The organism is Mesorhizobium sp. M0518 (assembly GCF_040321125.1).
In the GTDB taxonomy this organism is placed as follows: Bacteria; Pseudomonadota; Alphaproteobacteria; order Rhizobiales; family Rhizobiaceae; genus Mesorhizobium.
The window spans coordinates 138578-151503 of sequence record NZ_JAMYQY010000008.1 but is presented as its reverse complement, the minus strand read 5'-3'; the positions used below and the strand labels follow the sequence as shown (position 1 = coordinate 151503).

General features: G+C 62.9%; 14 protein-coding genes. 6 read left to right on the top strand and 8 right to left on the bottom strand.

The genetic code is table 11. The features are described from left to right. Nucleotides 1–129 precede the first annotated feature (129 nt). Nucleotides 130–690, top strand: a complete 561-nt coding sequence (locus NKI66_RS14015; RefSeq protein WP_352751954.1) for a fasciclin domain-containing protein — start codon at nt 130–132, stop codon at nt 688–690. Nucleotides 691–875: 185 nt separating this feature from the next. Here NKI66_RS14015 and NKI66_RS14010 read toward each other — a convergent pair whose 3' ends face one another. Genes NKI66_RS14010 through NKI66_RS14000 form a run of 3 tightly spaced genes read right to left on the bottom strand, consistent with a single transcriptional unit; the run spans nt 876 to nt 4163 of the window. Continuing rightward, nucleotides 876–2417, bottom strand: a complete 1542-nt coding sequence (locus tag NKI66_RS14010) for a DHA2 family efflux MFS transporter permease subunit (protein ID WP_352751953.1) — start codon at nt 2415–2417, stop codon at nt 876–878. Then, nucleotides 2414–3706, bottom strand: a complete 1293-nt coding sequence (locus tag NKI66_RS14005; protein WP_352751951.1) for an HlyD family secretion protein — start codon at nt 3704–3706, stop codon at nt 2414–2416. Before NKI66_RS14005 ends, NKI66_RS14010 begins: the two co-directional genes overlap by 4 nt. Next, nucleotides 3699–4163 (bottom strand): MarR family winged helix-turn-helix transcriptional regulator, encoded by a 465-nt coding sequence (locus tag NKI66_RS14000; RefSeq protein WP_352751949.1) that lies wholly within the window; start codon nt 4161–4163, stop codon nt 3699–3701. The genes NKI66_RS14005 and NKI66_RS14000 overlap by 8 nt, the downstream gene beginning before the upstream one ends. 179 nt (nt 4164–4342) lie before the next feature. Between NKI66_RS14000 and NKI66_RS13995 the strand changes: the two genes are divergently transcribed. The 3 genes from NKI66_RS13995 to yihA all read left to right on the top strand — a co-directional run bounded on the left by NKI66_RS13995 (nt 4343) and on the right by yihA (nt 6076). Beyond that, a complete protein-coding gene (locus NKI66_RS13995; RefSeq protein ID WP_352751947.1) occupies nt 4343–4657 on the top strand; it encodes a hypothetical protein in 315 nt (104 codons plus the stop codon). A 124-nt stretch (nt 4658–4781) separates the two neighbouring features. After that, nucleotides 4782–5420, top strand: coding sequence for a CatB-related O-acetyltransferase (locus NKI66_RS13990; RefSeq protein WP_023810785.1), 639 nt, complete (start codon nt 4782–4784; stop codon nt 5418–5420). Beyond that, nucleotides 5417–6076, top strand: coding sequence for a ribosome biogenesis GTP-binding protein YihA/YsxC (yihA, locus tag NKI66_RS13985; RefSeq protein ID WP_128304175.1), 660 nt, complete (start codon nt 5417–5419; stop codon nt 6074–6076). Before NKI66_RS13990 ends, yihA begins: the two co-directional genes overlap by 4 nt. Nucleotides 6077–6228: 152 nt before the next feature. Here yihA and NKI66_RS13980 read toward each other — a convergent pair whose 3' ends face one another. Then, a complete protein-coding gene (locus NKI66_RS13980; protein WP_352553170.1) occupies nt 6229–6963 on the bottom strand; it encodes a TetR/AcrR family transcriptional regulator in 735 nt (244 codons plus the stop codon). A gap of 132 nt (nt 6964–7095) precedes the next feature. Here NKI66_RS13980 and NKI66_RS13975 point away from each other — a divergent pair, with 132 nt between their 5' ends. Together NKI66_RS13975 and NKI66_RS13970 are read left to right on the top strand one after the other, a co-directional pair. Then, complete coding sequence (locus NKI66_RS13975) at nt 7096–8295, top strand: HlyD family secretion protein (protein ID WP_352553168.1); 1200 nt, start codon at nt 7096–7098, stop codon at nt 8293–8295. A 22-nt stretch (nt 8296–8317) separates the two neighbouring features. Continuing rightward, nucleotides 8318–9913 carry a DHA2 family efflux MFS transporter permease subunit gene (locus tag NKI66_RS13970; RefSeq protein WP_023810781.1) on the top strand — a complete coding sequence of 532 codons (1596 nt, stop codon included), beginning with the start codon at nt 8318–8320 and terminating at the stop codon, nt 9911–9913. 111 nt (nt 9914–10024) lie between these two features. Here NKI66_RS13970 and msrB read toward each other — a convergent pair whose 3' ends face one another. The 4 genes from msrB to NKI66_RS13950 form a co-directional block, all read right to left on the bottom strand. After that, complete coding sequence (gene msrB / locus NKI66_RS13965; RefSeq protein WP_352553164.1) at nt 10025–10528, bottom strand: peptide-methionine (R)-S-oxide reductase MsrB; 504 nt, start codon at nt 10526–10528, stop codon at nt 10025–10027. A 210-nt stretch (nt 10529–10738) separates the two neighbouring features. Further along, the gene (locus NKI66_RS13960; protein ID WP_352440603.1) at nt 10739–11296 is read right to left on the bottom strand and encodes a fasciclin domain-containing protein; all 558 of its coding nucleotides are present in this window, start codon (nt 11294–11296) and stop codon (nt 10739–10741) included. Between the two features lie 223 nt (nt 11297–11519). Further along, nucleotides 11520–12248 carry an anti-sigma factor gene (locus tag NKI66_RS13955; protein ID WP_023810778.1) on the bottom strand — a complete coding sequence of 243 codons (729 nt, stop codon included), beginning with the start codon at nt 12246–12248 and terminating at the stop codon, nt 11520–11522. Beyond that, entirely contained in the window at nt 12245–12784 is a 540-nt protein-coding gene (locus tag NKI66_RS13950; RefSeq protein ID WP_013528490.1) for a sigma-70 family RNA polymerase sigma factor, read from the bottom strand. Before NKI66_RS13950 ends, NKI66_RS13955 begins: the two co-directional genes overlap by 4 nt. Nucleotides 12785–12926 lie beyond the last annotated feature (142 nt).

Genomic DNA, 12926 nt, shown 5'->3' with positions numbered 1-12926 from the left:
TTTCCGTTTAAGCAACTCCGGGATCACGTTCCCGTGATCGGCGAAACTTGCGCCTCGCCGGGGGCGTGACTGCCTGTGCGTTTCCAAAGGCTATCAATTCCGATCAGCCCTCACCCGGAGGAAGACCACATGCGCTTGCCGTCATTCAGGACCATCGCCCTTTCCGCGCTCATCGCCGGCGTGGCGATTGCCGCGCCCGCCTATGCCAAAAACCCGAATGTCGGCGGCGCGCCGATGTACACCACCAAGAACATCGTCGAGAACGCCGTCAATTCGAAGGATCACACGACGCTGGTCGCCGCGGTCAAGGCCGCCGGCCTGGTCGACACGCTGCAGGGCGCCGGCCCTTTCACAGTCTTTGCCCCGACCAATGCAGCGTTTGCGAAATTGCCCAAGGGCACCGTCGACACGCTGCTGAAGCCGGAGAACAAGGACAAGCTCACCAAGGCGCTGACCGCGCATGTCGTGGCCGGCAAGATTTCGGGCGCCGAGATGATGAAGAAGGCCAGGGCGATGGGCGGCAAGTACGAGATGAAGACCGTCTCCGGTGACACGCTGACCGCCGAAGTCAAGAAGGGCAAGCTCTACATCATGGATGAGTCGGGCGGCGAGGCGCGGGTGACGATCGCCGACGTCAACCAGTCGAACGGCGTCATCCATGTCGTCAACAAGGTGCTGTTGCCGAAGTAACGGCTTTCGGCAAAGGGGATCAAGGCAGGTTCGTTGGGGCTTTCTCGGCCTGCCGTCCCGCCTCATGACGAGGTGCCATGTTTCCTGGAAGTCGTATCGGCATCGGCCGGGGTCCTGTAGTCCCTCACAGGACCCCGGTTTCTTTTTGACTGTTACTTGTCCAGCCGGATGAGCCTCGACCGTCATCACTCCATCACGGCGCTGTGGTCGATCTTGGCCGGAGTCGCCGGCTTGCGCAGCAACAGAACCAGCGGAATGGCGGCAAGCGACAGGATCATCATCAGCTTGAAGTCGTTCATGTAGCTGATGATGGTCGCCTGCAGCGTCACCACGCCGTCGAGCGCGGCACGGCCGGCGGCGCTGTAAGGGTTCATCGCCTGGAAGATCGCCGGATTGCCGAACGCCTGGTTGTAGGGCGTCACATAGGTGGCGATGTTGGCGTGGTTGATCTGCACGTTCTGCGTCAACAGCGCGGTGACCACCGAGATGCCGACGCTGGAGCCGATGTTGCGCGACAGATTGTAAAGACCTGTGCCTTCCGCGCGCCGCTCCGGCGCCAGTGTGGCGAAGGTGATGGTGGTCAGCGGCACGAACAGGAAGCCGAGCCCAGCTCCCTGGATGAAGCCGGTGCTGATGATCGTCCACTGCGAAACATCAGGCGTCCAGCCGGTCATGTCGTACATCGCCCAGGCGGTGACCAGCAGGCCGGTCAGCAGCAGCCAGCGCGTGTCCACCTTGCCGATCAGCCTGCCGACCAGGAACATGCAAGCCATGGTCCCAAGCCCGCGCGGCCCCATGACGATGCCGGCCGTCACCACCGGATAGCCCATCAGCGTCTGCAGATAGGGCGTCATCAGGGCCAGCGAGGCCAGATAGGTAATGCCGATGATGAAGATGAAGACCATGCCGACGGCGAAATTCCTGTCGAGGAACAGCCGGGGGTTCACGAAGGTGTTTTTCGCGGTGAAGGTGTGGACGAGGAAGATGTAGAAGGCCGACGCGCAGATCAGTGCCTCGACGATGATTTCGGACGACGAGAACCAGTTGAGCTGCTCGCCGCGATCGAGGAACATCTGCAGCGATGCGATGGTGACGCTGAGCATGCCGAAGCCCAGCCAGTCCAGCCTCGCCTTGAGGTCCGTCTTGGTTTCCTGGACGAACATCGACACGCCGGCGAAAGCCAGCGCGCCGATCGGGACGTTGATGTAGAACACCCAGCGCCAGCTGACATTCTCGGTCAGCCAGCCGCCGATGACCGGTCCGAGCACCGGCCCGACCATCACCGAAACGCCGAACAGCGCCATCGCCGAGCCGCGCTCCTCGACGCTGTAGATGTCGAGCAGGATGCTCTGCGCCAGCGGCACCAGGGCCGCGCCGAACAGGCCTTGCAGCAGGCGGAAGCCGACGATCTGGGGCAGCGACTGCGCGAACCCGCACAGCACCGATGCGACGACGAAGCCGGTGATGGATATCAAAAGGATGCGCTTGCGGCCGAAACGATTGGCAAGATAGCCCGAAGGCGGCGTCATGACGGCGGCCGCCACGATGTAGGACGTCAGCACCCAGTTTATCTGGTCGGCGCTCGCCGAAACGCTGCCCTGGATATAGGGCAGCGCCACATTGGCGATGGTCGTGTCCAGCGCCTGCATGATGACGGCGAGGATCACGCAGGCGGTGATGGCGCCGCGATTGGCGACCACGCCACCTGTCGCGGACGCGCCGGTCATGACTTTTGTCCGAACCGGCCGAGGAGGTCCGTCACGAAGTCCGGCAGGCCGCGCGCATGGCCGGTATCGATGCCGACCACGACGCTCATCCCGCCACGCAACGGCGGCTTGCCCTGGAGATCGTCCAACGTCACGCGCATCGGAATGCGTTGTACGACCTTGACCCAGTTGCCGGTGGTGTTCTGCGCCGGAAGCAAGGAGAAGCTCGACGACGACGCCGGGCTGATCGAGGCGACCGTACCGTGCCAGACGGCACCCGGGTAGCTGTCGACGCTGATCGTCGCCGTCTGTCCCGGCCGCACATAGGTCAGTTCGGTTTCCTTCGGCTCCGCCGCGATCCACAGATCGGTCGCCGAAATCAGGCTGAAGGCCGGCTGCGAAGCCGGCAGGTACTTGCCGACCTGAAGCGCGTCGACATTGGTGACGATGCCGTCGAACGGCGCCTTGACGACGGAATCGGCGAGATTGCGCTGGGCGTCGTCGACCGCCGATTGCGCCTGAAGGTAGAACGGATTCTTCTCCACCGGCTGGCTGGCGTCGCCGCCAAGCTGGGCAAGCGTCGCCTGTGCCTGCGCTTGGGCAACGGACACTTTCTGGCGGGCGGCGACGAGGTCGTGTTGGGCGCTGTCGAAGGTCGCCTTGGAGGAGGTGGAGGTCTTGAGCAGATCCTGCTGGCGCTGGAAAGCGGCCTCGTAGTAGGGGATGTCGGCCTGCGCCTGCTCGATCAGCGCCTGCGACTGCAGGTAACTCGCCTGCAGGGTCAGCACCTGGTTGCGCACCGTGCCGAGCTGCGCCTGGGCGGCGGCAAGAGCGGTTTCGAAAGAGGCCGGCCGCAGCCGGAAAAGCACCTGGTCCTTCTTCACCGCCTCGTTCTCGTGCACGTCGATCTCGGACACAGTGCCGGAGACATCGGTGGAAACGCCGAGCGACTGCGCCTGGATGTAGGCATTGTCGGTCGTCATGACCTGGCCGCCGATGACGTAGTAATAGCCGCCGACGACCAGCGCGACCGGAAGCAGGGCAAACAGGATCGGCCGTGCTCGGCCGCGCTTGGGCTTGACCGGCGCCGGAGGCGCCACCGCAACCCCGGCCTGGCGTGGCTCCTTGGACGGAGCCTCGAGCGCCGCCGGCTCCAGGGCGACCGGTGCTTCGAGCTCGTCATTGTCGATGACGGTGCCGGCTCGCCTTTGCTCGCGTTCGCTGTCCAGTCGGATGACCTGGTCGCGCGCCCGGTCGGCGGCGGATCCGTCTTCTTCGACAGGCTTCTTTGGTGAGGTTGATTCAGCCATGTGTTTTCTCCCGGTCGGCGGCAGGCTGGGCGCAAGCCGCGAGCAGATTGGATTTGATGAGGGATAGGGTTTGCAGCAGATGCAGTTGCGCATCCGCGGAAAGGCCGACGAAGGCCTCGTCACGCGTCTTCTGCCCATTGCTGCGCATGATTTCGATAAGCGGATGGGCTTGCGGCTTCAGGTAAAGCAGCCATGCCAGGCGGTCGGCGGGATTGGGCCGGCGCTCGATGAAGCCACGTGCCTCCATCTTGTCGAGCAGCCGGGCGAGCGTGATCGGCGTGATCTCGATAAGATCGGCCAGTTTGTTCTGGTGCATGCCTTCATGCAGGCAGAGATAGGCGAGCACCTGCCACTGGGCGCGGGTCAGCCTCGATGCCCGCGACCTCTGCTCGAACCGCTTTCGAAGCAGGCGCGCGACATCGTGCAGCACGAAGCTGATGTTGGGTGACGATGGCATGGGAGGTACTGGAGTTTTTCGGCGCGACTTTTAGTGAGCATGCTTATTATCATCATGCACATAATCCCGCTGGACGCGGTGCGCAAGACGGACTAAGCCCGCCTGGAAAAAATGACGCATGGGCTGCGACGCCACAAAAAGGCTCCGGTAGCAGGCTGTTGCCGCGCAGGGATGAGACGATGAAGTGGCTGAAGATATTGACCGTATCGGCCATCGCGGGATGGCCGGGCATTGCGTTCGCAAAGGACGCCGTCAGCTGCGGTGGCGCCGCCATGCTGGGTGGCGCGCAATTGAACTGCAGCCACGTCGAACCCCAGGCGCCGCCTCAGTTTTGCACCTATAGCTGGGCTCTCCACATGCCGGCCGGAGACCAGAAAATCGTCGAAGGCAGCTTCATGCTGCCGCCCGGCGCGGCGAACGTCACCGTCTATCAGGGCAGCGGTTTCGACAGCGCGCTGTCCGATCCGATCGTGATCTGCCGCGGCAGCAAATGAGCAAGACCGTCAAGGAAAGCTCGCTCGTCGCCCGATTGGTGCTATAGGGCGGATCACGCTATTTTGAACGGGCGCATTCGAGTTTCGGATGCGCCTGGCGGCCATTTCTCTGACGGATTTCGACATGGACGGACCCAACCCAGACATCAAGCACCCGATCCCGATGCATACCCGCGTCGGCTTCCTCAAGGGGCTGGTGAACGCGCCGAACATCGAGGTCGGCGACTTCACCTATTATGACGACCCCGACGGTCCGGACAAATTCGCCGAAAAATGCGTCCTGCACCATTATCCGTTCATTGGCGACAAGCTGATCATCGGCAGGTTCTGCGCCATCGCCGAGGGCGCGCGCTTCATCATGAACGGCGCCAACCACGCTATGTCCGGCTTTTCGACCTATCCGTTCAATATTTTCGGCCATGGCTGGGAAAAGGGTTTTGACCCGGCGACCTGGTCCAGGGAAGTGCGCGGCGACACCATCGTCGGCAGCGACGTCTGGATCGGCATGGAAGCGGTGATCTTGCCCGGGGTGGAAATCGGCCACGGCGCCATCGTTGCCGCGAAATCGGTGGTGACGCACGACGTGCCGCCCTATGCGATCGTCGCCGGCAACGCGGCCAAGGTGGTAAAGATGCGTTTCGACGACCGGACAATCAGGCGGCTGCTGGCGGTGGCGTGGTGGGACTGGCCGGTGGACAAGGTCAGCCGCAACCTCGATGCTATCCGGGGTGCCAATATTTCTCTTCTGGAGGCAGCAGCTTGAACGCTCTGAACAGCAGCATAATCGGCACCGAACTGTTCACGCGAGGATGGATCTTCATCCGCGGCGTGCCGGCCATGAAATTCTTGCCGCCGGAAGGGCCGCCGGAAATCGCCTTTGCCGGCCGCTCGAATGTCGGCAAGTCGTCGCTGATCAACGCGCTGGTCAACCAGAAGGGGCTGGCGCGCACTTCCAACACGCCGGGGCGCACCCAGGAGCTCAACTATTTCGTGCCAGATGGATTTTCGGGTGAGGGCGCCGACCTGCCGCCCTTGGCGCTGGTCGACATGCCCGGCTACGGCTACGCCACCGCGCCGAAGGAGAAAGTCGACGAGTGGACCAAGCTGGTCTTCGACTATCTCAAGGGCCGCGTCACGCTGAAGCGCGTCTATGTGCTGATCGACGCCCGTCATGGCATCAAGGCCAAGGACGATGAAGTGCTGTCGCTGCTCGACAAGGCGGCGGTGTCCTACCAGATCGTCCTGACCAAGACCGACAAGATCAAGACTGCCGGCGTGCCGAGGCTGATCGAGGAGACGCTGGCAAAGATCAAGAAGCGGCCGGCGGCGTTCCCGTTCGTGCTGGCGACGTCTTCGGAAAAAGGCGAGGGCCTTCAGGAATTGCAGGCGGCCATCGTGCTTGCCGCCAATGGCGGCTAAGCTATGTCGATATTCAGGTGATGCCGGCCTGCAAACGACGGCTTTCTGCGCTTCCGGTGCTCACGGACCCGAATGTCCGCTCCGCTCCGGTTCTCGAAAGCCACCGTTTTCGGCTCGGCCTGACCTGAATCTCAACACACCTTAGAACTGGGTTAAGGCTTGGCCTCGATAGCAATCGTCTGATGGCCTTCTTCCGCCACAAGCCTTTCGGTGCCGTATGCCCTGAGGAACATGCTGACGCCTGACCTGACGATGTGATCGATCTCGTCCGGGGTCGGGGCTTTCGTGCGGTAGGCGAAGATGCACTGGCGGAACAGACCGGCAAGGCACAGTTCGGTGAACTGATAGGCGGCAAGATCGACATCGTCGATGCGCAGCAGGTCGCGCTCGATGGCGGCATTGAGAAAGGCCGCGACCTTGTCGTGGCCACGCTTGGGACCGCGCTCGTAAAAACGCGCGCCCATGTCGGGTATCCGGTCGGATGCCCCGATCACCGTGCGCTGCGCCTGGATGACCTTGGCCGACGTGATCTTGAGGGCCAGCACCTTGCCGAACTTCACCAGCGTCTCGCGCAGGTTGTCGGCGTTGTCCAGCACGTCATACATGTTCTTGAAGATGGTGCCGCGCTCTTCCTCGATCAGCGCCTCGAACAGCTCCTCCTTGTTGGCGAAGTAAACGTAGATCGTACCCTTGGAGACACCGGCCTCGCGGGTGATGTCGTTCATCGAGGCGGCTTCGAAGCCCTTGTCGATGAAGACACGACGGGCGCCATCGATGATCTGGCTGCGCTTGACCGGATCCTGCCCCGCGGCCGGGCGGCCACGGCGCAAGCTTTCCAACAGGTCGTCGCACGACTCGTTTTCGACATTGGGCGGGGTCTCGGCCATGAAAGTCACACCTCGAAAATAATTCGAACCAAGCGGTTCGATTGCCCTTGATATGGTCCTCTTTACGCGCTATGTCAACGGCCGGATCGAACCGAACGGTTCAGTATCATATTATAACTTTAGAGAGATGTCATGTCCTCGAACGCGCCGACCACAGCCGAAGTCCGTCCCTTCCCCAACGCCAAGGTTGCGCCGGCGACGGAAGCACCGGATATGCCTGTCCAGCCCGTCTCGTCGCCGCCGGCAGAGGCCCCGGCCAAGAAGAAGCGCTCGGTGCGTTCCTTTCTGCTGCCGATCATCGGCGTTGCCTTGCTCGGCGCCGGCGCCTGGTACGGTTACGATTACTGGACAACGGGCCGCTTCATGATCTCGACGGACGACGCCTATGTCCAGGCGGACATGGCGTTCATCTCGCCCAAGATTTCCGGCTATGTCGATCAGGTCAAGGTCAGCGAGAACCAGTCGGTCAAGGCCGGCGATCCGCTGCTGGTCGTCGATGACGGCGATTACAAGATTGCCGTCGCCCAGGCCGAGGCGCAGATCGCCACCTTGAGCAAGACGCTCGACCGTATCGACGCCCAGACCGACGCGGCCCGCGCCTCGCTGCAGCAGGCGCAGGCGCAGAAGGTCGCCGACCAGGCCGCGGCCGACAATGCAGCCAAGGTCGCGGCGCGCGCCTTGCAGCTGCTCAAGACGCATGTCGGCACGCAGGCGCAGCTGGACGACGCCCAAACGGCGGTCCAGCAGGCCGATGCCGCCCTTGTCGGCGCCGACGCACAGATCGCCGCCGCGCAGGCCAATATCGGCGTGCTGCAGGCGCAACGCGCGGAATCGGCGAGCACGCTGGCGTCCCTGCAGCTCAGCCATGACAAGGCGCTGCGCGATCTTTCCTTCACCGTGCTCAAGGCGCCTTATGACGGCATCGTCGGCAACCGCTCGGTCGAACAGGGCGACCTTGTCAGCCCCGGCCAGAAGCTCGCCGTCATCGTGCCGATGGACAAGCTCTACATCGTCGCCAACTTCAAGGAGACGCAGCTTGCCCGGCTGGTGCCCGGCGAGAAGGTCAAGATCTCGGTCGATGCGACCGACGGCCAGGACTTCGAGGGAACCGTCTCGTCGCTGGCGCCGGCTTCGGGTGCCGTGTTCTCGCTGCTGCCGCCCGAAAACGCCACCGGCAACTTCACCAAGGTCGTGCAGCGCGTTCCGGTCCGCATCGATGTGCCCGCCGATGCGCTGAAGAGCGGCAAGCTGCGCGCCGGCCTGAGCGTCGTCGTCGCCGTCGACAGCCGTACCGCCCCATCTGGTTCGGCATCAGCGGCAGCGTCGAACTGAGCGGCCGCCGGGGAGCAATGCCATGGCAACCGCAACCCTGACAGCAGGAGCGCCGCCGGCGAGGCCGGCTGTGCCTGACACCATTTCGACGCGGCGCGTCATCGCCTTCCTGGCGATGGTGTTCGGCATGTTCATGGCCATCCTCGACATCCAGATTGTCTCCGCCTCTCTGTCGGAAATCCAGGCCGGCCTGAGCGCCAGCTCCGACGAAATCCCGTGGGTGCAGACCGCCTATCTGATCGCCGAAGTGGTGATGATCCCGCTGTCGGGCTTCCTCAGCCGGATGCTGTCGACGCGCGTGCTGTTCACGATCTCGGCGGCGGGCTTCACCGCGGCCAGTGCGCTGGCGGCGACCGCCACCAACATCGACCAGATGATTGTCTACCGCGCCGTCCAGGGCTTCATCGGCGGCGGCATGATCCCGAGCGTCTTCGCCGCTGCCTTCACCATCTTCCCGCCCTCGCGCCGCGCCTTCGTCTCGCCGATGATCGGCCTGGTGGCGACGTTGGCGCCGACCATCGGCCCGACTGTCGGCGGCTACATCAGCCATGCCATGTCCTGGCACTGGCTGTTCCTGGTCAATGTCGTGCCCGGCATCCTGGTCACAGCGGCGGCCTGGACGCTGATCGACTTCGACAAACCCAACCTCAAGCTGTTCAGCAAGTTCGACTGGTGGGGCCTCGCCGGCATGGCGGCTCTCCTGGGCTGCATGGAATATGTGCTCGAGGAGGGTCCCAACAATGACTGGATGCAGGATCAGGGCGTCTTCATCTGCGCCATTGTCATGACCATCGGCGCGGTGCTGTTCTTCTGGCGGGCGTTCACCGCCGAGGAGCCGATCGTCGACCTGAAGGCCTTCACCAACATCAACTTCGCCTTCGGCTCGCTGTTCTCCTTCGTCATAGGCATCGGCCTTTACGGCCTGACCTATCTCTACCCGGTGTATCTCGGGCGCATCCGTGGCTACGATTCGATGATGATCGGCGAGGCGCTGTTCGTCAGCGGCCTGGCCATGTTCTTCACCGCGCCGATCTCGGGCATCCTGTCGAACAAGATGGACCCGCGGCTGATGATGATGATCGGCTTCTTCGGCTTCGCCACCGGCACCTGGTGGATGACGCATCTGACCGCCGACTGGGATTTCTATGAGCTGCTCATCCCGCAAATCCTGCGCGGCTGTTCGATGATGCTGTGCATGGTGCCGATCAACAACATCGCGCTCGGCACCTTGCCGCCCGAGCGGCTGAAGAACGCTTCAGGCCTGTTCAACCTCACCCGCAACCTTGGCGGTGCGGTTGGCCTCGCCCTGATCAATACCGTGCTGATCGACCGCAATGCCTTCCACTACGCAAGGCTCTCCGAACATGTGCAATGGGGCAGTGAAGCCGCGCAGACCAAGCTGCAGAACATGACGCTCAATTTCGAGCAAACCCCCGGCCTCGACGCGACAAGTGCCGCGATCTCCAAGCTGTCTGGCATGGTCCAGCAGCAGGCGGCGCTGCTGTCCTTCATGGATGTGTTCTTCATGCTGACGGTGCTGTTTGCGACGCTTGGCATGTTCACCATGCTGATCCGCAAGCCGGCCGCGGCGGGCGGAGGTGGCGGCGGCGGCCACTGACGTGGGCAGCTGTTTCGGGAAGCTCCTCCAGTCCACGCCTGAAAAAGCTCTGACCGCGCAAAAAACTCCGGGCCCGCAAGCCCGGAGTTTTTCATATCCAGTTGGAATTTGTCAGGCTGTGGCGGGCTTGAAGGTCAGCGCGACGCCGTTGATGCAGTGGCGCAGCCCGGTCGGCGCCGGACCGTCGTCGAAGACATGGCCGAGATGGCCGCCGCAACGGCGGCAATGCGCCTCGGTGCGCGTCATGCCGAGCGAGCGGTCCACGGTCGTGCCGATAGCCTTGGGGATCTCTTGCCAGAAGCTCGGCCAGCCGGTGCCGGAATCGAATTTCGTCTCCGACGAATAGAGCGGCAGGTCGCAGCCGGCACAGGCGAAGATGCCCTTGCGGTGTTCGTTGAGCAGCGGGCTGGTGCCGGGATACTCCGTGCCTTCCTTGCGCAGCACGTTGAAGGCGGCAGGCGACAGGATGGCTTTCCACTCGGCGTCGGTCTTGGTGACTTCGAATTTTTCGGCGGCCTGTGCTGCCTGCGGATCGCCCATGCGCAGCATCGTTGCCGCGATCCCGACGACGCCGATGGCGGCGGCACCGCTCAAAAGAAAGTCGCGACGGTTCATGACCAGTTCCTCCTGATGTCCTTTTGCCAAACTATACCGTCGCGCGGAAATCAAAAGCCGGTGACGGAAGCCCCTCGAACGAACACTCCGCGCCCGCCCACATCCGAATGTGGGAGGCGCGGAGTGCGCGGGTCAATTGCGGAGCACAGAGCGGGATCGTGCAATCGACGGAGGGCCCTTGCTGCCAGTTCGCCGGCAGCAAGCCCCTTGTTACATCTTCGGCAAAAGAACCTTGTCGATGACGTGGATGACGCCATTGGACTGTTCGACATCGGCGATCGTCACATTGGCGACATTGCCGTTCTCGTCTGTGACGGTGACCTTGCCGCCGTCAGCCTTGAGCGACAGCTCGCAGCCGCCGGCCGTCTTGACCTTGTGGGTGCCGCCGTCAGCCTTGGCCATCGAGGCCACGTCCGCCCCCATCGCCTTGGCACCGATGACATGGCAGGTCAGGATCTTGGTGAGCTTGTCCTTGTTTTCAGGCTTGAGCAGCGTCTCGACCGTCCCGGCCGGAAGGGCTGCGAAGGCCTCGTTGGTCGGAGCGAACACGGTGAACGGACCGGCGCCCTGTAGCGTCTCGACAAGGCCGGCGGCCTTCACGGCGGCGACCAGCGTGGTGTGGTCCTTCGAGTTCACGGCGTTCTCGACGATGTTCTTGTCGGCAAACATCGCGGCGCCGCCAACCATCGGGTTTTCGGCATAGGCGGCGGTGGCAAGGGCCGAAACGGCGATCGTACCGGCGAGCAAAAGGGTGACGTATCTACGCATGATGTCGAACTCCTCGGGTTTTTCTCTTCCCATTTTTGGGGACGCGAGGAGATACGGGACAAAATCGCCCGAGTTTCAGAAATATCGTGATTTTTTATTTTATCTAACGCGCCCGGCGGATTTCCCAAGCAATCGGTCGCGGCCGACATGCTGTCTATGGGCATGTTCAGTGAGGGATAGACTTATGATAGTCTTTTGTGATTTTTCAAGCGCGCGGAGCCGGTCAGATGCTCTTCAGGTCGCCGGCGGCGACTACCGGTCCGGTCGGCTGTCCGGTCGGCGAACCGCCTGACGGCTCGAGGCTGACGGCAAGCACCGCGCCTTGGGCAAGCTTCTGCTGGGCCGCCGGCGAGACGACAATATGTGCCGTAGCACCGGCCGGAATGACGCCCATCGACACCGGCGGGTTCTTGCCCTCGATCATCCACAGCTCGAAGTCCTTGCCGGAAGCACGCTCACCGGAGACATGCGACAGGCCGATTTCGTGATGCGCGGCATCATAGACGGCGAGATATCTGACGTCGCTGCCTTCGGCGGCCAGCGAAGCGACGAGGCGCGCCTGCGGCTGCTCGACCGGGGGGTTGAGGACTGGCACGGCGATGTAAATCGCCAGTGCCGCAGCCGCGGCCGCGGCAAGGCCGCGCCAGAAGGCCAGGCTGGACCACAGGCCGCCGCGCGATTCGGCGGGCGTGGTCACGGCGGCAGCGTTGGCGAACAGGCGGCGGTCGACAGCGGTCTTCACCGAAACCGACGGCTCGACTTCCCGATAGGCGGCGGCAAGCGGTGAGAGACTGACCTCCCAACTCTCGACAAGACGAGCGAAAACCGTATCCGCATCGATGCGGCGGGAGACGATCTGGCGTTCGTCGGCATCGAGCACGCCGAGAACGTATTCGGCGGCGAGCAGGTCGTCGCCTCCACGTTCCGGTCCTGTGTCTTCTGCCAGCGTCATCTTTCCAGACATTCTCTGAGTTTCAACAGGCTGCGGCGCAGCCATGTCCGCATCGTGTTCAGCGGCACGCCATGGCGCTCCGCCAGTTCGGCATAGCTCTCGCCCTTGAGATAGGCGCCCCGGACGGCGGCTGCCCGGTCCTTCTCCAACTCATCGAGACAATGGTGGATACGTTCGGATTCGTCGCCCGCCACCGCCATCGCTTCAGGCCCCGGCGCCGGATCGGCCACGTCGAGCGCGGCATCGATGTCGGCGGCGGGCTTGCGTCGCGCTCGTATGCGATCGATCGCATGGTTGCGCGCGATTGCCACCAGCCAGGAGATCGGGCTTAGATCGGAGACCGCAAAACGATCCGCCTTCGTCCATATCTTGACGAAGACTTCCTGTAGCGCTTCTTCCGCATCTCCCCGGTCGTTCAATACACGAAGGCAGACGCCAAAAAGTTTCGCGCTGGTCTGCCGGTAAAGCAGATCGAACGCGGCCCGATCCTTCATCGAAGTCCGAACGATCAGCTTGGTGATGTCCTGCGGCGTCATTGCAGGCAAGTTAGGCGATTGCGATGTATTTGCAACGGCGGAAATAATCTTGTGCACGCCTAAGCTTTTGTGTGTCGCCAGCCCGGATCCGTCCACCGATTGCCAATGGAATCGCCACTGGCTAGCTTGCCCTCAGTGATGG